A 20011-nucleotide genomic window follows, 5' to 3' on the forward strand; every position below is an offset into this window, starting at 1 on the left:
ACGATGTTCGCTTTAACCCACGGCCGAATCTATACCGGCCACGACGTACTTGATGACCATGCAGTCATTATCGCTGATGGGCTGATCGAGAGAGTCTGCCCGGCGGCTGAATTGCCCGCCGGCATCGAAACGCGCGACCTGGGTGGCGCCATCCTGGCCCCCGGGCTTATCGACGTGCAGCTGAACGGCTGCGGCGGCGTCCAGTTCAACGATTCGCTGGAAGCGATTTCGGAAGAAACGCTGGAGATCATGCAGCGCGCCAACGAGAAATCCGGCTGCACCAGCTATCTGCCGACGCTGATCACCAGCAGCGACGAATTCATGAAGCACAGCGTCGACGTGATGCGCGCTTATCTGAAAAAGCACCAAAATCAGGCGCTGGGCCTGCACCTGGAAGGGCCGTATCTCAGCCCGGTGAAAAAAGGCACCCATAATCCGGCGTTCATTCGCAAACCAACGCAGGACATGATCGATTACCTGTGCGCCAACGCCGATGTGATCACCAAGGTGACGCTGGCGCCGGAAATGGTTGAGCCGCACGTTATCAAGCAGCTGACCGAGGCCGGCATCGTGGTCTCCGCCGGCCACTCGAACGCCACCTACGATCAGGCGCGCACCGGCTTCGCCGCCGGCATCAGCTTCGCCACCCACCTGTACAACGCCATGCCGTATATCACCGGCCGCGAACCGGGGCTGATGGGGGCGATCTTCGATACGCCGGAGGTCTATACCGGCATCATCGCCGACGGCCATCACGTGGCCTGGGCGAGTATCCGTAACGCCAAACGCCTGAAAGGTGATAAATTGGTCTTGGTCACCGACGCGACCGCTCCGGCGGGTGCCGATATTGACCAATTTATTTTCGCCGGTAAAACAATATACTATCGGGATGGGCTGTGCGTGGATGAGAACGGCACCCTGAGCGGTTCCGCGCTGACCATGATCGAAGCGGTGCAAAACAGCGTCGAGCATATCGGTATCGCGCTGGACGAAGCGCTGCGCATGGCGACGCTGTACCCGGCGCGCGCCATTGGCGTCGAGCACCGTCTGGGCACCATCGAAGCCGGCAAGGTGGCTAACCTGACCGCCTTCACCCGTGATTTTAACATCACCAAAACGCTCGTTAACGGTAACGAGGTTTAATTCAATGAACAGCGAGTAACATTATTGATGAGCACTGGCGGACAAGCACAAATAGGGAACGTTGACTTAGTCAAACAACTTAACGGCGCAGCAGTTTACCGCCTGATCGACCAGCAGGGCCCGATCTCGCGCATTCAAATTGCCGAACTCAGCCAGCTTGCCCCCGCCAGCGTCACCAAAATTACTCGCCAGCTGCTGGAGCGCGGGCTGATCAAAGAAGTCGATCAGCAAGCCTCCACCGGCGGTCGCCGTGCGATTTCCATCGTGTCGGAAACCCGTCATTTCCATACCGTCGCGGTGCGTCTCGGCCGCCACGACGCCACCATCACCCTGTATGACATGAGCGGTAAATCGCTCGGCGAAGAACACTATCCGCTGCCGGAACGCACCCAGGAAACGCTGGAAAATGCGCTGTTCGCCGCCATCGCCCAATTCATCGAAGCGAACCAACGCCGCCTGCGCGAGCTGATCGCCATCGCGGTGATCCTGCCCGGCCTGGTGGATCCGGCGCTGGGCGTGGTGCGCTACATGCCGCACATCAGCGTCAGCAACTGGGCGCTGGTGGACAACCTGCAGCAGCGCTTCAACGTCACCAGTTTCGTCGGCCACGACATCCGCAGCCTGGCGCTGGCGGAACACTACTTCGGCGCCACCCGCGACTGCGAAGACTCAATTCTGGTGCGCCTGCACCGCGGCACCGGCGCCGGGATCATCGTCAACGGGCAAATTTTTCTCGGCAATAACGGCAACGTCGGCGAGATCGGCCATATCCAGATCGATCCGCTGGGTGAACGCTGCCACTGCGGCAACTTCGGCTGCCTGGAAACCGTGGCCGCCAACGCGGCGATCGAACAGCGTGTGCGCCAACTGCTGAGCCAGGGCTACCCGAGCAAACTGACGCTGGAAGACTGCGGCATCAACGCCATCTGCAAGGCCGCCAACCGCGGCGATCTGCTGGCCAGCGAAGTGATCGAACACGTCGGCCGCTATCTGGGCAAGGCGGTGGCCATCGCCATCAACCTGTTCAATCCGCAAAAGGTGGTGATCGCCGGTGAGATCACCGAGGCAGACAAGGTGCTGCTGCCGGCGATCCAGAGCTGCATCAATACCCAGGTGCTGAAGGACTTCCGCAAAAATCTGCCGGTGGTGACCTCCGAACTTAATCATCGCTCGGCGATCGGCGCTTTCGCCCTGGCCAAACGCGCGATGCTCAACGGCGTGCTCTTGCAGCGATTGCTGGAAAGCTGATCCGCCGCTTCTGGCAGGTGTGTTATCGTCACCCCTTGCCTGCCGTAATCATGAGAAACAGCGACAAATGAAAATCAAAAACGTTATATGCGATATCGACGGCGTGCTGCTGCATGACAATACGCCGGTGCCCGGCGCCGATCTGTTCCTGGCGCGCATCCAGGAACAAGGCATGCCGCTGGTGGTGCTGACCAACTACCCGTCACAGACCGCGCAGGATCTGGCGAACCGCTTTGCCGCCGCCGGGCTGGAAGTGCCGGAGAGCGCGTTCTATACCTCGGCGATGGCCACCGCCGATTTCCTGCGTCGCCAGGAAGGCAAAAAAGCCTACGTGGTCGGCGAAGGCGCCCTGATCCATGAGCTGTACAAAGCCGGTTTCACCATCACCGACATCAACCCGGATTTCGTGATCGTCGGTGAAACCCGCTCTTACAACTGGGACATGATGCACAAGGCCGCCTACTTCGTCAGTAACGGCGCGCGCTTTATCGCCACCAACCCGGATAGCCACGGCCACGGCTTCTCGCCGGCCTGCGGCGCGCTGTGCGCCCCCATCGAGAAGATCACCGGCCGCAAGCCGTTTTACGTCGGCAAGCCCAGCCCGTGGATCATTCGCGCCGCCTTGAACAAAATGCAGGCGCACTCGGAAGAGACGGTGATCGTCGGCGACAACCTGCGCACCGACATTCTGGCGGGCTTCCAGGCCGGTCTGGAAACCGTGCTGGTGCTGTCCGGCGTCTCCACGCTGAGCGACATCGAAACCATGCCGTTCCGCCCGAGCTACGTCTACCCTTCCGTTGCCGATATCACCATTTTCTGATGCGTTATGGCGGCTGCCCGGCCGCCATTATTTCTCTATTCCTGACCGCAGTTTGAATTTAATTCGTTCATGACCGCAAAAGGTTTCAGCCTGCCTGCGCTAAAAATCCTCATTATAACCTTACGCCCCGCCAATAGCTGATATTGCCGGCCAGCGGAAAACCTTTACCCCTAATTAATGAGGCTACCATGAGCACAAATAACATGATTAATGTCGCCGCCGATGACGCAGCCATTATGCCGACTATCGCCAATAAAAAAATCCTGATGGGTTTTTGGCACAACTGGGCCGCCGGCGCCAGTGACGGCTATCAGCAAGGCCAGTTCGCCAATATGAACCTGACCGACATTCCCGCCGAATACAATGTGGTGGCCGTCGCCTTTATGAAAGGCCAGGGCATCCCAACCTTCAAACCTTACAACCTGTCCGACGCCGAGTTCCGCCGACAGGTGGGCGTGCTGAACAGCCAGGGCCGCGCGGTGCTGATCTCCCTCGGCGGCGCCGACGCGCATATCGAACTGAAGACCGGCGACGAAGATAAGCTGAAAGACGAGATTATTCGCCTGGTGGAAGTCTATGGCTTCGACGGCCTGGATATCGATCTGGAACAGGCGGCGATCGGTGCAGCCAATAATAAAACCGTCTTGCCTGCGGCGTTGAAAAAAGTAAAAGACTATTACGCTGCGCAGGGGAAGAACTTTATTATCAGCATGGCGCCGGAATTCCCGTATTTGCGCACCAACGGCACCTACCTGGATTATATCAACGCCCTCGAAGGCTATTACGACTTTATCGCGCCGCAATATTATAACCAGGGCGGCGACGGTATTTGGGTGGATGAACTCAACGCCTGGATCACGCAGAATAACGACGCCATGAAAGAGGACTTCCTCTACTACCTGACGGAAAGCCTGGTTACCGGCACCCGCGGCTATGCGAAGATCCCGGCGGCGAAATTCGTCATCGGCCTGCCGAGCAACAACGACGCCGCCGCCACCGGCTACGTGATCGACAAACAGGCGGTGTATAACGCCTTCTCGCGTCTCGACGCCAAGAACCTGTCGATCAAGGGCCTGATGACCTGGTCAACCAACTGGGACAATGGCAAGAGCAAAGCCGGCGTCGCCTACAACTGGGAATTCAAAACCCGCTACGCGCCGCTGATTCAGGGCGGCGTCACCCCGCCGCCGGGAAAGCCTAATGCGCCGACGGCGCTGACGGTCGCCGATCTGGGCGCCACCTCGCTGAAACTGAGCTGGGCTGCCGCCACCGGCGCCTCACCGATCGCCAGTTACACCGTCTACCGCAACGGCAACCCGATCGGCCAGACCGCCGCCCTGTCACTGGCCGACAGCGGCCTGACGCCGGCCACCCAGTACAGCTACTTCGTTACCGCGACCGACAGCCAGGGCAATACCTCGCTGCCGAGCAGCGCGCTGGCGGTCAAAACCGCCAACGACGGCACGCCGCCTGATCCGGGGGCGCCCGAGTGGCAGAACAACCACAGCTACAAAGCCGGCGACGTGGTGAGTTATAAAGGCAAGAAATACACCTGTATCCAGGCGCACACTTCCAACGCCGGCTGGACGCCGGACGCCGCCTTCACCCTGTGGCAGCTCATCGCCTAATCGCCAATCGATTGCCGGCCAAACCGGCCGGCAATCCCGTCATCGCGTTAAAAATTGCATAATCGCTAATTTTTCCCGCCAATAACTGGAAATCCGTTAAAAACCACGCCCTCGCAAACAACTATTTCTCAGCGTATGGCTAAAACGCTTGCATCTCCTGCAGCTTTAGGCGCATTTTCATAACCACAGCGCAGCAAAACCGCGTTATCGCTGATGAACCGGCAATGCTGCCCATAACAGTAAAAAACAACATCACAGTCATAAAAGCCCGTTAGGAGAGTTGTATGTGTTCTATTTTCGGTGTGCTCGATCTGAAGTCCGATCCCGTTGAACTGCGTAAGAAAGCGCTGGAGCTGTCGCGCCTGATGCGCCACCGCGGCCCGGATTGGTCCGGCGTTTACGCCAGCGACAAAGCCATTTTGGCTCACGAACGCCTGTCGATCGTCGACGTCAACAACGGCGCTCAACCGCTGTACAACGCTGCGCACACCCACGTTCTGGCGGTCAACGGCGAAATTTACAACCACCAGGCGCTGCGCCAACAGCTGAGCGACCGCTACGCGTTCCAGACCGGTTCCGACTGTGAAGTGATCCTGGCGCTGTATCAGGAGAAAGGCCCGGATTTCCTCGACGACCTGCAAGGCATGTTCGCCTTCGCCTTGTATGACACCGAAAAAGACGCCTATCTGATCGGCCGCGATCACCTGGGCATCATCCCGCTGTACATGGGCCACGACGAGCACGGCAACCTGTATGTCGCCTCGGAAATGAAAGCGCTGGTGCCGGTGTGCCGCACCATCAAGGAATTCCCGGCTGGCAGCTACCTGTGGAGCCAGGACGGTGAGATCCGCGAATACTATCGCCGCGACTGGTTCGATTACGACAGCGTCAAAGACAACGTGACCGACGCCACCGCCCTGCGCACCGCGCTGGAAGAGTCGGTGAAAAGCCACCTGATGTCCGACGTGCCTTACGGCGTGCTGCTGTCGGGCGGGCTGGATTCCTCGGTCATCTCGGCGATCACCAAGAAGTACGCCGCGCGCCGCGTGGAAGATCAGGAACGCAGCGAGGCCTGGTGGCCACAGCTGCACTCCTTCGCCGTCGGCCTGGAAGGCTCGCCGGATCTGCGCGCCGCGCAAGAGGTGGCTAACCACCTGGGCACCGTGCACCATGAGATCCACTTCACCGTGCAGGAAGGCCTGGACGCCATCCGCGACGTGATTTACCACATCGAAACCTATGACGTCACCACCATTCGCGCCTCGACGCCGATGTACCTGATGTCGCGAAAAATCAAGGCGATGGGTATCAAGATGGTGCTTTCCGGCGAAGGCGCGGACGAAGTGTTCGGCGGCTACCTCTACTTCCATAAGGCGCCGGACGCCCGCGAATTCCACGAAGAAACCGTGCGTAAACTGCTGGCGCTGCATATGTTCGACTGCGCGCGCGCCAACAAGGCGATGTCGGCCTGGGGCGTCGAAGCCCGCGTGCCGTTCCTGGACAAGAAATTCCTCGACGTGGCGATGCGCATCAACCCGAAAGATAAAATGTGCGGCAACGGCAAAATGGAAAAGCACATCGTTCGCGAATGTTTCGAGTCCTATTTGCCGGCCAGCGTGGCCTGGCGCCAAAAAGAGCAGTTCTCCGACGGCGTCGGCTACAGCTGGATCGACACGCTAAAAGAGGTCGCTGCGCAGCAAATCAGCGATCAACAGCTCGAAACCGCGCGTTTCCGCTTCCCGTACAACACGCCAACGTCTAAAGAAGGCTACCTGTACCGCGAGATCTTTGAAGAGTTGTTCCCGCTGTCGAGCGCCGCCGAATGCGTGCCGGGCGGCCCGTCCGTCGCCTGCTCGTCCGCCAAGGCCATCGAATGGGACGAATCGTTTAAGAAGATGGACGATCCTTCCGGCCGCGCCGTCGGCGTGCACCAGGCCGCCTATAAATAATCGCGCGGCGTTTTCCCTCGGGGCGGGCCTTTTGGCCCGCCTTTTTGTTGCCTTTCTCCCCCGCCAACTGCCTGAATTGCCGATTTTATCGCCATAATGTTCACAAGCCAGACAAACGGCGCTTCCGGGCGCTTTTTCGGGAAAAAACTTGTTGACGCAAATCGGTCATATACGCATAATGCGCCCCGCAACGCCGATGAAGGCAAAGCAAAAAAAGAGGGCTACGTAGCTCAGCTGGTTAGAGCACATCACTCATAATGATGGGGTCACAGGTTCGAATCCCGTCGTAGCCACCATCTCTTTTTTGCATTTGCGGGAGTGGCGAAATTGGTAGACGCACCAGATTTAGGTTCTGGCGCCGCAAGGTGTGCGAGTTCAAGTCTCGCCTCCCGCACCATTTCTCTTCATCGTCGGCGCAGTATGTTGATGGGGTATCGCCAAGCGGTAAGGCACCGGTTTTTGATACCGGCATTCCCTGGTTCGAATCCAGGTACCCCAGCCATATTCTTTCGGGAACGGGGTTTCAACATAAGATTTGTTTGCAGGTGGGGTATCGCCAAGCGGTAAGGCACCGGTTTTTGATACCGGCATTCCCTGGTTCGAATCCAGGTACCCCAGCCATCACAAACTGCTTGCAAATCAAAGAAGTAAAAAGTAACATCGGCTACGTAGCTCAGCTGGTTAGAGCACATCACTCATAATGATGGGGTCACAGGTTCAAATCCCGTCGTAGCCACCATAATTGGGGTGTCGCCAAGCGGTAAGGCTCTGGTTTCTGATACCAGCATACCCAGGTTCGAATCCTGGCACCCCAGCCATATTTAGAAAAGCCCGCTTCGGCGGGCTTTTTGCTGTCTGGCGTTCAGCCAATCCTAACGGGCCCAGCCGCAGCTGAGCCCTGTCGGTTACAATCCCAAGGCGTACTTCAACGCATGCTCTTTCAGCTTGCCCGCCCGCTGCGCGGCCATCAGCGCCAGATTGCGCGCCACGTTCAGCGGCGCCAGGTTATTGCTGAAGGCGGTATAAAACAGATCCATGCCGCTCTGCATCAGCAGATTGTCGGTACGGCGGCGGCGCTGATAACGCAGCAGTACCGTCTCGCTGCTCCAGTCCTCTCCCTGCTCTCGCGCATCGCTCAATACGTCCAACAAGGCATCCACGTCGCGATACCCCAGATTGACGCCCTGCCCCGCCAGCGGGTTGATGGTATGCGCCGCATCCCCCAGCAGCGCCAGCCCCGGTAGCACGTAACGCTGCGCATGGCGCCGCGTCAGCGGGAACGAACCGGCGGCGTGCACCTTGACCGGGCCCAGGCGCGCCGGGAAAGCGGCGGCGATTTCGCGCTCCAGCTGCGCCGGCGGCATCGCCTGCAGCTGGCGAATGCGCTGCGGGCTGTCATACCACACCAGCGATGCCCAGCTGTCGTACAGCGGCAGGAAGGCGCGCGGCCCGGACGGGAAGAAACGCTGCCAGGTCACATCCTGCTGCGGCGCGCCGGTATCGACGGTGATCAACATACACGCCTGACGATACTGCCAACCGTTGGTGCCGATCGCCGCCAGCTTGCGCACCTGCGAGTTGGCGCCGTCGGCGCCGACAACCAGGCGCGCCTGCAGCGTTTCACCGCCGTCCAGCGTCAGTTGCCAGGCATTGTCCGCCCGGTGCAGCGATTGCAGCCTGGCGGGGCACAGCAGCGTCAGATTGGCGCACTGCGCGAACTGCTGCCACAGCGCCAGCTGCAGAACGCGGTTTTCGACCATAAAGCCCAGCTCCGGCAGCCCCAGGGACACCGCGTCGAACGCCACGCGCGACGACGCCCATTCCCAGGTCTCCAGCCGGCGATACGGCGCCGTGCGCATCGCCGTCACGGCGGGCCAGGCGCCGAGCTGTTTCAGCAGCCCCACCGAGGTGCAGCCGATAGCGGAAATGCGCAGGTCCGGCGGGCTTTGCGCTTCAAACGCCTGCGGCGCCTGATGTTCCAGCAACGCCACCGACCAGCCCGCCTGCGCCAGCCCCAGGGCCGCCGCTGCGCCGACCATGCCGCCGCCCACCACCACCGCGTCATACCGATTTTGAGATGTCTTCATATTGGCTATGTTTTCTGTGTGAATGCTCGCCATCCCACCCGGCATGGCGTTTTGCGCAGTGTACCGGATTTTCGCTTCGGCTTCAGGTCGCGTGCCATTTTCCCCCGCGCTGGTCACAACGGCGGCAAATGATTACAATACGCGCCCTGCATGTCGCGTAACGCAACTTTCGCTCCGCACTGAGTAATGGCAAGTCAATGACGAAAAAACTACATATCAAAACCTGGGGCTGCCAGATGAATGAGTACGATTCATCAAAAATGGCCGACCTGTTGAACAGCACACACGGCTTCGAGTGGACCGAAAACGCCGAAGAGGCGGACGTGTTGCTGCTGAACACCTGCTCGATCCGTGAAAAAGCGCAGGAGAAAGTTTTCGCCATGCTGGGGCGCTGGCGCTTGCTGAAAGAAAAGAACCCGTCGGTGATCATCGGCGTCGGCGGTTGCGTGGCCTCGCAAGAAGGCGAACTGATCCGCAGCCGCGCGCCCTGCGTCGACGTGGTATTCGGCCCGCAGACCCTGCACCGCCTGCCGGAAATGATCAACCACGTTCAGGGCACCCGCAGCCCGGTGGTCGACATCAGCTTCCCGGAGATCGAAAAATTCGACCGCCTGCCGGAACCGCGCGCCGAAGGCCCGACCGCGTTCGTGTCGATCATGGAAGGCTGCAACAAATACTGTACCTTCTGCGTGGTGCCATACACCCGCGGCGAGGAAGTGAGCCGCCCGAGCGACGACGTGCTGTTCGAAATCGCCCAACTGGCGGCGCAGGGCGTGCGCGAGGTCAACCTGCTCGGCCAAAACGTCAACGCTTACCGCGGCGCCACGCATGACGGCGATATCTGCTCGTTCGCCGAACTGCTGCGCCTGGTGGCGGCCATCGACGGCATCGATCGCATTCGCTTCACCACCAGCCACCCTATCGAGTTCACCGATGACATCATCGCGGTGTACGAAGACACGCCGGAGCTGGTCAGCTTCCTGCATCTGCCGGTGCAGAGCGGTTCGGACCGCATCCTGACCATGATGAAACGCGCGCACACCGCGCTGGAGTACAAGGCGATTATCCGCAAGCTGCGCAAGGCGCGGCCGGCCATCCAGCTCAGCTCCGATTTCATCGTCGGTTTCCCGGGCGAAAGCCAGGCCGACTTCGAACAGACCATGAACCTGATCGCCGACGTCAATTTCGACGTCAGCTTTAGCTTCATCTATTCGTCGCGCCCGGGCACCCCGGCGGCGGACATGGTCGACGACGTCAGCGAAGAAGAGAAAAAGCAGCGGCTGTATATTCTGCAGGATCGCATCAACCAGCAGGCGCTGCAGTTCAGCCGCCGCATGCTCGGCACCGTCCAGCGTATTCTGGTGGAGGGCACCTCGCGCAAAAGCGTGATGGAGCTGGCCGGGCGCACGGAGTGCAACCGTGTGGTAAACTTCGAGGGCACGCCCGACATGATCGGCCAGTTCGTCGACGTGGAAATTACCGAGGTGCTGACCAACACCCTGCGTGGCGCAGTGGTGCGCACCGAACAGCAGATGGATCTGCGCGTACATGAATCCCCGCAGTCGGTGATCGCCCGTACCCGCAAAGAAAACGCGCTGGGCGTCGGCATTTACCAGCCCTGACGCCGCGGTGGCCGCCTTATCGCCGCCCATTCGCGCTACTCCTTACCGTTTCTCCGCCGGGCGCCCGCGCCCGGTGATTTTCTTTTTTATTTTTTTATTGTTGAAGAGGCGACATAACATGCAACTCCCACACTGCCCGAAGTGCAACTCCGAATACACCTACCAGGACAATGCCCTGTTCATCTGCCCTGAGTGCGCCCACGAGTGGAGCGACAGCGCCCCGGCGGAAGATCAGGACGCGCTGATCGTCAAAGACGCCAACGGCAACCTGCTGGCAGACGGCGATGCGGTCACCGTGATCAAAGACCTGAAGGTCAAAGGCAGCTCCTCGATGCTGAAGATCGGCACCAAGGTGAAAAACATTCGCCTGGTCGAAGGCGATCACAACATCGACTGCAAAATCGACGGCTTCGGCCCGATGAAGCTGAAATCCGAGTTCGTGAAAAAGAACTGATTCACGGCGGCCTTGTTCTGTGATGACGCGGCGGGCTTTGCGCCCCGCCGCGTTTTTTCCTTATCTTCCCTTGAATTCCGCCGACGGCGCACAGATAGATCAGCGGTAAACTTGCGCCGTTGCGGCGCACCATGAATAATTCAAGAAAGAGAGTATTCAGGCTCACCCTGAACGCGCGCGTCCCAGACGCGCTATGTGACATCAACCAGGCCCGATGTGACCTAGAGGAATAGTTTGAACGTCGCAACACAAGAAATTTTGTTAGAGCCCGCAGACAACAAGCGTTTGCTCAGCCTGTGCGGCCCGTTTGATGACAACATCAAGCAACTCGAGCGCCGATTGGGCATCGAAATCAATCGCCGCGACAACCGTTTCAAGCTGGTCGGCAAAAACCTGTGCGTGGTTGCCGCCGCCGATATCCTGCGTCATCTGTACGTGGATACCGCGCCGATTCGCGGCGTGATCCCGGATATCGATCCGGAACAAATCCACCTGGCTATCAAAGAGAGCCGGGTGCTGGAACAGGTAGCCGACAGCGTGCCGGATTACGGCAAGGCGGTCACCATCAAAACCAAGCGCGGCATGGTGAAACCGCGTACGCCTAACCAGGCGCAGTACATCGCCAACATTCTCGATCACGACATCACCTTCGGCATCGGCCCGGCGGGCACCGGCAAAACCTACCTGGCGGTCGCCGCCGCGGTGGATGCGCTGGAGCGCCAGGAAATTCGCCGTATTCTGTTGACCCGCCCTGCGGTCGAAGCCGGCGAAAAACTGGGCTTCCTGCCCGGCGATCTGAGCCAGAAGGTCGATCCTTATCTGCGACCGTTGTACGACGCCCTGTTCGAAATGCTGGGCTTCGAGCGCGTGGAGAAACTCATCGAGCGCAACGTGATCGAAGTCGCGCCACTGGCCTATATGCGCGGCCGCACGCTGAACGACGCCTTTATCATTCTGGATGAGAGCCAGAACACCACCATCGAACAGATGAAGATGTTCCTGACGCGCATCGGCTTCAACTCGAAGGCGGTCATCACCGGCGACGTCACTCAGATCGACCTGCCGCGCAACCAGAAATCCGGCCTGCGCCACGCGGTGGAAGTGCTGTCGGACGTGGAAGAACTGAGCTTCAACTTCTTCCATAGCGAAGACGTGGTGCGCCACCCGGTGGTGGCCCGCGTAGTCATCGCCTATGAGGCCTGGGAAGCGGCCGAACAGAAACGCAAAGACGCGATTGCCGAACAACGTAAGCGCGAGGCGCTCGCCGCCTCCGAGCAGGAGACACCATGAGTCAGGTGATTTTGGATCTGCAGATTGCCTGTGAAAACGGCGACGGCCTGCCGGATGAAGCCACCTTCCAGCGCTGGCTGGAAGGCGTGCTGCCGCAATTTCAGGAAGAGGCCGAGGTGACCGTGCGTCTGGTAGACGAAGCGGAAAGCCACGAGCTGAACCTGACCTACCGCGGCAAAGACAAGCCGACCAACGTGCTCTCTTTCCCGTTCGAGGCCCCGCCGGGCATCGAGCTGCCGTTGCTCGGCGATCTGATCATCTGCCGCCAGGTGGTTGAACAGGAAGCGATTGAGCAAGGCAAGGCGCTGGAGGCCCACTGGGCGCATATGGTTGTCCACGGCAGCCTTCATCTGCTAGGGTATGACCACATCGAAGACGATGAAGCCGAAGAAATGGAGTCTTTGGAAACCGAAATCATGCACGGACTGGGCTATCCTGATCCGTACCTGGCGGAAAAAGACCCCGTCTGACGTCAGCCGTTTACCCTACAGCCCCCTGCGGGGCTGTCGCTGACGCCCCTTAACTCTGACATGAGTGACAGTAACGAAAACGCCATGAGCGACGACCATTCACAAAGCAATGACAGCCCCAGTCCCAAGAAGGGGTTCTTTACTCTTATCCTTAACCAGCTGTTCCACGGCGAGCCCAAAAACCGTGGCGATCTGGTCGAGCTGATCCGTGATTCCGAACAAAACGACCTGATCGATCCCGATACCCGCGACATGCTGGAAGGCGTGATGGATATCGCCGAGCAGCGCGTGCGCGACATCATGATCCCCCGCTCCCAGATGGTGACGCTCAAGCGCAACCAGACGCTGGAAGAGTGCCTGGACGTGATTATCGACTCCGCCCACTCGCGCTTCCCGGTGATCAGCGAAGACAAAGATCACATCGAAGGCATCCTGATGGCCAAGGATCTGCTGCCGTTCATGCGCGCAGACTCCGAGCCGTTCAGCATCGACAAGGTGCTGCGCACCGCGGTGGTAGTGCCGGAAAGCAAGCGCGTCGACCGGATGCTGAAAGAGTTCCGCTCCCAGCGCTATCACATGGCGATTGTCATTGACGAATTCGGCGGCGTATCCGGCCTGGTCACCATCGAAGACATTCTGGAACTGATCGTCGGCGAGATCGAAGACGAATACGACGACGAAGACGATCTGGATATCCGCCAGCTCAGCCGCCACATGTACACCGTGCGCGCGCTGGCCCCGATCGAAGACTTCAATGAAGCCTTCGGCACCCATTTCAGCGACGACGAGGTCGATACCATCGGCGGTCTGGTGATGCAGGCCTTCGGTCACCTGCCGGCGCGCGGGGAAACCATTGAAATCGAAGGTTACCTATTTAAAGTTGCCATGGCCGACAGTCGACGTATTATCCAGGTTCATGTAAAAATTCCGGACGATTCTCCCCCACCGAAACTGGAAGATTAAATCCAACATGGCTAAAGCCTCATTACTTGAACGCCAGCGGGTTCGCGCCCTGCTGGCGCTGTTGTCAGGTGCCGGCGGGACGCTGGCGTTCTCGCCCTACGACTTCTGGCCCGCGGCCATCGTCTCCCTGTTCGGCCTGCTGGCCGTTACCTTCAATCGCACCACCAAACAGTCTGCCCTGCTCGGCTTTGTCTGGGGCTTAGGGCTGTTCGGCAGCGGCATCAACTGGGTGTATGTCAGCATCGCCGATTTCGGCGGCATGCCTTTCGCCGTCAACGTCTTCCTGGTGGTGTTGCTCGCCGCTTACCTGTCGCTGTATACCGGGCTGTTCGCCGGGCTGCTGACGCGCCTGTGGCCGACCACCCGCTGGTGGCGGCTGGCCATCGCCGCGCCGGCGCTGTGGCAGGTGACCGAATTCCTGCGCGGCTGGGTGCTGACCGGCTTTCCGTGGCTGCAGTTCGGCTACAGCCAGATCAACGGCCCGCTGAAGGGCATCGCGCCGCTGCTGGGCGTCGACGCCATCACCTTTGTGCTGATGGCCATCGCCGGCCTGCTGGTGTACGCCGTCAATCAGCGCCGCCTGTCGGCTGCGGTCATCGCCGCCGCGCTGCTGCTGTTGCCGTGGCCGCTGCGCCAGCTGCATTGGTTTACTCCGCAGCCGGAGAAAGCGGTGAACGTCGCCATGGTGCAAGGCAACATCGCCCAGTCGATGAAATGGGATCCGAAAGCGCTGGTCAGCACGCTGCAAACCTATCTGGACGAAACCCGTCCGTACGTGGGCAAGGCGCCGATCGTTATCTGGCCGGAGTCCGCCATCCCGGATTATGAAGCCAACCAGAACGGCTTCCTGACCATGATGGACGACCTGATGCGGGCGAAGAACAGCAGCCTGATCACCGGCATCGTCGACGTGCGCGCCACGCCACAGGGCCAGCAGATCTACAACAGCGCCATCGTGCTCGGCGAACCGACGCCGTACAGCTACCCGGCCAAGGATCGCTACAACAAGCACCACCTGGTGCCGTTCGGCGAGTTCGTGCCGCTGGAAACCCTGCTGCGGCCGCTGGCGCCGTTCTTCGATCTGCCGATGTCCTCCTTCAGCCGCGGCGACTACGTGCAGCCGCAGCTCAGCGTACGCGGGTACAACCTGACGGCGGCCATCTGCTACGAAATCGTGCTGGGCCAGCAGGTTCGCGATAACTTCCGCCCGGACACCAATTTCCTGCTGACCATCTCCAACGATGCCTGGTTCGGCCACTCCATCGGCCCGTGGCAGCACTTCCAGATGGCGCGCATGCGGGCGCTGGAGCTCGGTCGGCCGCTGCTGCGCAGCACCAACAACGGCGTTACCGCCGCGGTGGATGCGAACGGCGAGGTGATCGCCGAGATCCCGCAGTTTACCCGTCAGGTGCTCGAAGTGAAGGTCACGCCGACCACCGGCGTCACGCCTTACGCGCGCTTCGGCGCCACGCCGCTGTGGGTGATAACCCTGCTGCTGGGCGGCTGGGCGCTGATGTTGGGCCTGCGCCGCAAATAGTCCTCTTCGCCGGGGCGCGCCCGCCGCGCCCCGCTTTCCCGTCACTATCCCCACCTCAGTCAGAAAACGCCGTTAAATCCACGCGGCTGGCACACTCTTTGCTTTTATCTATGGCGATATCGCGCGCCGATTTACTTTTGCTGACGTTTTGTCGCACCTGCGCACATTTTGGGTGCATTGAGCGCACCGCGCGGGTGCGTCAAAGTTTTGTTGCATTGATTTGGTGCGCGTGGCGTCTCAAAAAATGAAACATTTTAGTTTCAAGGTGTTCACAATCGGTTATTTTTTAACAGCGTTCAGTTCATAAGACTATCTTTATAACTTGAGCAATAAACAGTCGATTTAACCTGACGCTCTTTAGTCAGAGCCACAACAACAGCAAAGGAGTTGGACCATGCAAATGCGTAAATTGGCGTTATCGTTACTGCTGCTCGGTGCGGCAGGTAGCGTGGCGCACGCGGAAGACCTGACCGGTACGCTGAAGAAAATCAAAGACAATGGCGTGATCGTTGTCGGCCACCGCGAATCTTCAGTGCCGTTCTCCTACTACGACAACCAGCAAAAAGTTGTGGGCTACTCTCAGGACTACTCCAACCAAATCGTTGAAGCCGTTAAGAAAAAGCTGAATGCACCGAATCTGCAGGTGAAAATGCTGCCGATTACCTCACAGAACCGCATCCCGCTGCTGCAAAACGGCACCTATGATTTCGAGTGCGGCTCCACCACCAATAACCTCGAGCGCCAGAAACAGGCCGCCTTCTCCGACACCATTTTCGTGGTCGGCACCCGCTTGCTGGTGAAAAAAGGCTCCGACATCAAAGACTTTAAAGACCTGGCCGGCAAACCGGTGGTGGTCACCTCCGGCACCACCTCCGAAGTGCTGCTGAACAAGCTGAACGACAGCGGCAAGATGAACATGCGCATCATCAGCGCCAAAGACCACGGTGACTCCTTCCGCACTCTGGAAAGCGGCCGCGCGGTGGCCTTCATGATGGACGACGCCCTGCTGGCGGGCGAGCGCGCCAAAGCCAAGAAACCGGATCAGTGGGAAATCATCGGCACACCGCAGTCGAAAGAGGCCTACGGCTGTATGTTGCGTAAAGACGATCCTGAGTTCAAAAAGCTGGTCGATGACACCATCGCCCAGGCGCAAACTTCCGGTGAAGCGGCCAAGTGGTTTGATAAATGGTTCAAGCAGCCTATTCCACCGAAAAACCTCAACATGAACTTCGAACTGTCGGACGACATGAAGCAGCTGTTCAAAGAGCCTAACGACAAAGCGTTGAACTAAATAGAACAAAAGCCGGGGCGGCCGCCAGGCCAAACCGGCCCAGTTGATGACTGGGACAGACAGGAATGAGGGGGGCCGTTCCCCTCCCTCATTTTCCCCAAGGCGCGCCACCGACATCCGTACACAACAAGCCAGCCAGACTGGCCGCGCGGCGATCGGCGCTCATCAAGTCATCAATCTTCGGCGCCCTGCGCCCGTTTACCGGAGTTTGTTATGTCAATAGATTGGAACTGGGGTATCTTCCTGCAGCAGGCCCCGTTTGGGAACACCACTTACCTCGGCTGGATATGGTCCGGCTTTCAGGTCACGGTGGCCCTCTCCGTCTGTGCATGGATTATCGCTTTCTTCGTCGGTTCGCTGTTCGGTATCTTGCGTACCGTGCCCAACCGCTTTCTTTCCACCCTCGGCACCTGTTACGTCGAACTGTTCCGCAACGTGCCGCTGATCGTGCAATTCTTTACCTGGTATCTGGTGATCCCCGAGCTGCTGCCGGCCAATATCGGCACCTGGTTTAAAAGCGAGCTGGATCCCAACGTGCAGTTCTTCGTCTCCTCCATGCTCTGCCTGGGGCTGTTTACCGCCGCCCGCGTTTGCGAGCAGGTGCGCGCCGCCATCCAGTCCCTGCCACGCGGCCAGAAAGCCGCCGGGCTGGCGATGGGCCTGACGCTGCCGCAAACCTACCGCTACGTGCTGCTGCCGAACGCCTACCGGGTGATCGTGCCGCCGATGACCTCTGAGATGCTCAACCTGGTCAAAAACTCCGCCATCGCCTCCACCATCGGGCTGGTGGACATGGCCGCGCAGGCCGGCAAGCTGTTGGATTACTCCGCACACGCCTATGAATCCTTTACTGCCATCACGCTGGCTTATATCGGCATCAACGTCGTTATCATGCTGTTTATGCGTCTGGTCGAAAAGAAAGTGCAGTTGCCTGGCAACCTGGGGAGTAAATAATGTACGAATTTGACTGGGCGTCGATCGTCCCAAGCTTCCCTTATTTGCTGCAGGGCATGGTGATCACGCTGAAGATCACCGTGACCGCCATCGTGGTTGGCATTCTGTGGGGTACCGTGCTGGCGGTGATGCGCCTGTCGCCGTTCAAACCGATCAGCTGGTTCGCCACCCTGTACGTCAACCTGTTCCGTTCGGTGCCGTTGGTGATGGTGCTGCTGTGGTTCTATCTGGTGGTTCCAAGCTTATTACAACAGGTTCTAGGGCTGTCGCCGAAAACCGATATTCGCCTGATCTCGGCTATGGTAGCCTTTTCCCTGTTTGAAGCGGCCTATTATTCGGAAATCATCCGCGCCGGCATTATCAGCATCTCGCGCGGCCAATCCTCCGCCGCGCTGGCGCTGGGCATGACCCACTGGCAGTCCATGCGGCTGGTGATCCTGCCGCAGGCGTTCCGCGCCATGGTGCCGCTGCTGCTGACCCAGGGCATCGTACTGTTCCAGGATACCTCGCTGGTTTACGTACTGAGCCTGGCCGACTTCTTCCGCACCGCGTCGACCATCGGCGAACGCGACGGCACCCAGGTTGAAATGATCCTGTTCGCCGGCTTTGTCTATTTTGTTATCAGTCTCGCCGCCTCGGCGCTGGTAAGCTATTTGAAGAAAAGGACTGTTTGATGATATCCCTGAAAAATGTTTCTAAGTGGTACGGTCACTTTCAGGTGTTGACCGATTGCACCACCGAAGTGAAAAAAGGCGAAGTGGTCGTCGTCTGCGGTCCTTCAGGTTCCGGCAAGTCCACCCTGATCAAAACCGTCAACGGCCTCGAGCCGATCCAGCAGGGCGACATCCTGGTGAACGGCACGCCGGTCAACGACAAGAAAACCAACCTGGCGCAGCTGCGTGCCAAGGTCGGCATGGTGTTCCAACACTTCGAGCTGTTCCCGCACCTGTCTATCATCGACAACCTGACGCTGGCGCAGGTGAAAGTGCTCAAGCGCGACAAGACCGCCTCGCGCGAGAAGGGCCTGAAGCTGCTGGAACGCGTCGGCCTCTCCGCCCATGCCAACAAGTTCCCCGGTCAGCTGTCCGGTGGCCAGCAGCAGCGCGTCGCCATCGCCCGCGCGCTGTGCATGGATCCTATCGCCATGCTGTTCGATGAACCGACCTCGGCGCTCGATCCGGAAATGATCAACGAAGTGCTGGACGTGATGGTCGAACTGGCGAACGAAGGCATGACCATGATGGTGGTAACCCACGAAATGGGCTTCGCCCGCAAGGTGGCGAATCGGGTGATCTTTATGGACGAAGGCAAAATCGTCGAAGACCGCAACAAAGACGATTTCTTCAACAACCCCGAGTCCGATCGCGCCAAGGACTTCCTGGCCAAGATCCTGCACTAAACGCTTTGCCTATGCGCCCCCAGGGGCGCATCTTTTCTCCCGGCACTAAAAGCGCTTGTTTCTCCCCGGTTTTGATCCGATGCTCGCTGGATAACAAACAGAGGAGAAAGAACATGCCCCGCCCTATTATCATCGATTGCGATCCCGGCCTCGACGACGCCATCGCGCTGGCGATGGCGCTGCGTTCGCCGGAGCTGGACGTCAAAGCCATTACCACTTCCGCCGGCAACCAGACGCCGGAGAAAACCCTGCATAACGCGCTGGGCCTGTTGACCCTGATGCAGCGCGAGGACATACCGGTCGCCGCCGGCGCCGGCGGCCCGCTGATGCGCGAGCTGGTGATCGCCGACTATGTCCACGGCAAAACCGGCATGGGCAACACCCACCTGCCGACGCCGACCCTCAAACCCGATCCCCGCGGTGCCGTCGAGCTGATCGCCGACCTGCTGCGCGCCAGCCCGCAGCCGATAACCCTGGTGGTGACCGGCCCGATGACCAACATCGCCCTGCTGCTGGCCCAGCATGCCGAGCTGAAAAGCCGCATCGAACGCATCGTATTCATGGGCGGCGGCATGAACGCCGGCAATACCACGCCGGTCGCGGAGTTCAACATCTTCGTCGATCCCGAAGCCGCCGAAATGGTGCTGAAATCCGGCGTGCCGCTGACCATGGCCGGGCTGAACGTCACCCATCAGGCGCTGGTGTTGCCACAGGATATCGAGCGTATTCGCCAGATAGACAATCCGGTCGCGCAGGCGGTCGCGGAGATGCTCGATTTTTACCTGCCGCTGTACCTCAGCCATCCTCGCGGCCTGCCCGGCGCGGCGATGCACGATCCCTGCACCATCGCCTGGCTGCTGGCGCCACAGCTGTTCACCGGCGTAGAACGCTGGGTCGGGGTGGAAACCAAAGGGGAATACACCGTCGGCATGACGGTGGTGGACTATTTCCAGCAAACCGGCAACGCAGCCAACGTGGAAGTGCTGACCGGCATCAACCGCGAAGGCTTTATCGACCTGCTGGCCGAGCGCGTAGCGCGTTATTGATCCCATCGGGGTGCGCTCGCGCCCCTCATTCAAGTTTTTTGATTTAACTCAGCGAATTTTTGCGCTATCACTGTTCATGGCTTGCCTCTACCATGCGTTTACACCGACTG

Annotated in this window: 17 protein-coding genes and 6 tRNA genes; 22 read left to right on the plus strand and 1 reads right to left on the minus strand. The window is 59.4% G+C overall.

Going from position 1 to position 20011, the window contains the following annotated elements; genetic code table 11:
• Positions 1-3 precede the first annotated feature (3 nt).
• The 11 genes from nagA to ACYF6X_RS14690 all read left to right on the plus strand — a co-directional run bounded on the left by nagA (position 4) and on the right by ACYF6X_RS14690 (position 7606).
• The gene (nagA, locus tag ACYF6X_RS14640) at positions 4-1143 is read left to right on the plus strand and encodes an N-acetylglucosamine-6-phosphate deacetylase (RefSeq protein WP_107227276.1); all 1140 of its coding nucleotides are present in this window, start codon (positions 4-6) and stop codon (positions 1141-1143) included.
• 27 nt (positions 1144-1170) lie between these two features.
• Positions 1171-2391, plus strand: a complete 1221-nt coding sequence (gene nagC, locus ACYF6X_RS14645; RefSeq protein WP_033637448.1) for a DNA-binding transcriptional regulator NagC — start codon at positions 1171-1173, stop codon at positions 2389-2391.
• 67 nt (positions 2392-2458) lie between these two features.
• Positions 2459-3211: an HAD-IIA family hydrolase gene (locus ACYF6X_RS14650; protein WP_004939957.1), complete on the plus strand. Its 753-nt coding sequence runs from the start codon at positions 2459-2461 to the stop codon at positions 3209-3211.
• A 188-nt stretch (positions 3212-3399) separates the two neighbouring features.
• Positions 3400-4839 (plus strand): chitinase ChiC, encoded by a 1440-nt coding sequence (gene chiC, locus ACYF6X_RS14655; protein WP_130017572.1) that lies wholly within the window; start codon positions 3400-3402, stop codon positions 4837-4839.
• A 284-nt stretch (positions 4840-5123) separates the two neighbouring features.
• On the plus strand, positions 5124-6788 hold the full coding sequence (asnB, locus tag ACYF6X_RS14660) for an asparagine synthase B (RefSeq protein WP_130017571.1): 1665 nt from the start codon (positions 5124-5126) through the stop codon (positions 6786-6788).
• 219 nt (positions 6789-7007) lie between these two features.
• Positions 7008-7084, plus strand: a tRNA-Met gene (locus tag ACYF6X_RS14665).
• Between the two features lie 16 nt (positions 7085-7100).
• Positions 7101-7185: transfer RNA gene (locus tag ACYF6X_RS14670), tRNA-Leu, on the plus strand.
• A gap of 30 nt (positions 7186-7215) precedes the next feature.
• Positions 7216-7290 (plus strand) — tRNA-Gln (locus ACYF6X_RS14675).
• A 44-nt stretch (positions 7291-7334) separates the two neighbouring features.
• A tRNA-Gln gene (locus tag ACYF6X_RS14680) sits at positions 7335-7409 on the plus strand.
• A 41-nt stretch (positions 7410-7450) separates the two neighbouring features.
• Positions 7451-7527: transfer RNA gene (locus ACYF6X_RS14685), tRNA-Met, on the plus strand.
• A gap of 4 nt (positions 7528-7531) precedes the next feature.
• Positions 7532-7606: transfer RNA gene (locus ACYF6X_RS14690), tRNA-Gln, on the plus strand.
• Positions 7607-7693: 87 nt separating this feature from the next.
• Here ACYF6X_RS14690 and ubiF read toward each other — a convergent pair.
• Positions 7694-8875 carry a 3-demethoxyubiquinol 3-hydroxylase gene (gene ubiF, locus ACYF6X_RS14695; protein WP_130017570.1) on the minus strand — a complete coding sequence of 394 codons (1182 nt, stop codon included), beginning with the start codon at positions 8873-8875 and terminating at the stop codon, positions 7694-7696.
• A gap of 197 nt (positions 8876-9072) precedes the next feature.
• Here ubiF and miaB point away from each other — a divergent pair, with 197 nt between their 5' ends.
• The 11 genes from miaB (at position 9073) to rihA (ending at position 19901) form a co-directional block, all read left to right on the plus strand.
• Positions 9073-10497, plus strand: a complete 1425-nt coding sequence (gene miaB / locus ACYF6X_RS14700) for a tRNA (N6-isopentenyl adenosine(37)-C2)-methylthiotransferase MiaB (protein WP_049195581.1) — start codon at positions 9073-9075, stop codon at positions 10495-10497.
• Positions 10498-10615: 118 nt separating this feature from the next.
• The gene (locus ACYF6X_RS14705) at positions 10616-10951 is read left to right on the plus strand and encodes a zinc ribbon domain-containing protein YjdM (protein ID WP_004939967.1); all 336 of its coding nucleotides are present in this window, start codon (positions 10616-10618) and stop codon (positions 10949-10951) included.
• 234 nt (positions 10952-11185) lie between these two features.
• On the plus strand, positions 11186-12241 hold the full coding sequence (locus tag ACYF6X_RS14710; protein ID WP_025301852.1) for a PhoH family protein: 1056 nt from the start codon (positions 11186-11188) through the stop codon (positions 12239-12241).
• Positions 12238-12711, plus strand: coding sequence for an rRNA maturation RNase YbeY (gene ybeY, locus ACYF6X_RS14715; RefSeq protein ID WP_063991096.1), 474 nt, complete (start codon positions 12238-12240; stop codon positions 12709-12711). The genes ACYF6X_RS14710 and ybeY overlap by 4 nt, the downstream gene beginning before the upstream one ends.
• An 84-nt stretch (positions 12712-12795) precedes the next feature.
• Positions 12796-13674: a CNNM family magnesium/cobalt transport protein CorC gene (gene corC, locus ACYF6X_RS14720; RefSeq protein WP_004939973.1), complete on the plus strand. Its 879-nt coding sequence runs from the start codon at positions 12796-12798 to the stop codon at positions 13672-13674.
• Between the two features lie 7 nt (positions 13675-13681).
• On the plus strand, positions 13682-15211 hold the full coding sequence (lnt, locus tag ACYF6X_RS14725; protein WP_130017569.1) for an apolipoprotein N-acyltransferase: 1530 nt from the start codon (positions 13682-13684) through the stop codon (positions 15209-15211).
• 394 nt (positions 15212-15605) lie between these two features.
• Positions 15606-16502 (plus strand): amino acid ABC transporter substrate-binding protein, encoded by an 897-nt coding sequence (locus tag ACYF6X_RS14730; RefSeq protein ID WP_063991094.1) that lies wholly within the window; start codon positions 15606-15608, stop codon positions 16500-16502.
• Positions 16503-16715: 213 nt separating this feature from the next.
• Positions 16716-17456: an amino acid ABC transporter permease gene (locus tag ACYF6X_RS14735; protein WP_063991093.1), complete on the plus strand. Its 741-nt coding sequence runs from the start codon at positions 16716-16718 to the stop codon at positions 17454-17456.
• A complete protein-coding gene (gltK, locus tag ACYF6X_RS14740) occupies positions 17456-18130 on the plus strand; it encodes a glutamate/aspartate ABC transporter permease GltK (RefSeq protein ID WP_004939982.1) in 675 nt (224 codons plus the stop codon). Before ACYF6X_RS14735 ends, gltK begins: the two co-directional genes overlap by 1 nt.
• Positions 18130-18855: an amino acid ABC transporter ATP-binding protein gene (locus ACYF6X_RS14745; protein WP_063991092.1), complete on the plus strand. Its 726-nt coding sequence runs from the start codon at positions 18130-18132 to the stop codon at positions 18853-18855. Before gltK ends, ACYF6X_RS14745 begins: the two co-directional genes overlap by 1 nt.
• 113 nt (positions 18856-18968) lie before the next feature.
• Entirely contained in the window at positions 18969-19901 is a 933-nt protein-coding gene (gene rihA / locus ACYF6X_RS14750) for a pyrimidine-specific ribonucleoside hydrolase RihA (RefSeq protein ID WP_015376943.1), read from the plus strand.
• Positions 19902-20011 lie beyond the last annotated feature (110 nt).

Source organism: Serratia sp. ID 25-353, from assembly GCF_054792795.1.

What these genes read in the sequence shown, in the direction of transcription:
- nagA (WP_107227276.1), top strand. Translation starts at nt 4, where the DNA reads ATGTTCGCTTTAACCCACGGCCGAATCTATACCGGCCACGACGTACTT.
- nagC (WP_033637448.1), top strand. Translation starts at nt 1,171, where the DNA reads ATGAGCACTGGCGGACAAGCACAAATAGGGAACGTTGACTTAGTCAAA.
- ACYF6X_RS14650 (WP_004939957.1), top strand. Translation starts at nt 2,459, where the DNA reads ATGAAAATCAAAAACGTTATATGCGATATCGACGGCGTGCTGCTGCAT.
- chiC (WP_130017572.1), top strand. Translation starts at nt 3,400, where the DNA reads ATGAGCACAAATAACATGATTAATGTCGCCGCCGATGACGCAGCCATT.
- asnB (WP_130017571.1), top strand. Translation starts at nt 5,124, where the DNA reads ATGTGTTCTATTTTCGGTGTGCTCGATCTGAAGTCCGATCCCGTTGAA.
- ubiF (WP_130017570.1), bottom strand. Translation starts at nt 8,875, where the DNA reads ATGAAGACATCTCAAAATCGGTATGACGCGGTGGTGGTGGGCGGCGGC.
- miaB (WP_049195581.1), top strand. Translation starts at nt 9,073, where the DNA reads ATGACGAAAAAACTACATATCAAAACCTGGGGCTGCCAGATGAATGAG.
- ACYF6X_RS14705 (WP_004939967.1), top strand. Translation starts at nt 10,616, where the DNA reads ATGCAACTCCCACACTGCCCGAAGTGCAACTCCGAATACACCTACCAG.
- ybeY (WP_063991096.1), top strand. Translation starts at nt 12,238, where the DNA reads ATGAGTCAGGTGATTTTGGATCTGCAGATTGCCTGTGAAAACGGCGAC.
- corC (WP_004939973.1), top strand. Translation starts at nt 12,796, where the DNA reads ATGAGCGACGACCATTCACAAAGCAATGACAGCCCCAGTCCCAAGAAG.
- lnt (WP_130017569.1), top strand. Translation starts at nt 13,682, where the DNA reads ATGGCTAAAGCCTCATTACTTGAACGCCAGCGGGTTCGCGCCCTGCTG.
- ACYF6X_RS14730 (WP_063991094.1), top strand. Translation starts at nt 15,606, where the DNA reads ATGCAAATGCGTAAATTGGCGTTATCGTTACTGCTGCTCGGTGCGGCA.
- ACYF6X_RS14735 (WP_063991093.1), top strand. Translation starts at nt 16,716, where the DNA reads ATGTCAATAGATTGGAACTGGGGTATCTTCCTGCAGCAGGCCCCGTTT.
- gltK (WP_004939982.1), top strand. Translation starts at nt 17,456, where the DNA reads ATGTACGAATTTGACTGGGCGTCGATCGTCCCAAGCTTCCCTTATTTG.
- ACYF6X_RS14745 (WP_063991092.1), top strand. Translation starts at nt 18,130, where the DNA reads ATGATATCCCTGAAAAATGTTTCTAAGTGGTACGGTCACTTTCAGGTG.
- rihA (WP_015376943.1), top strand. Translation starts at nt 18,969, where the DNA reads ATGCCCCGCCCTATTATCATCGATTGCGATCCCGGCCTCGACGACGCC.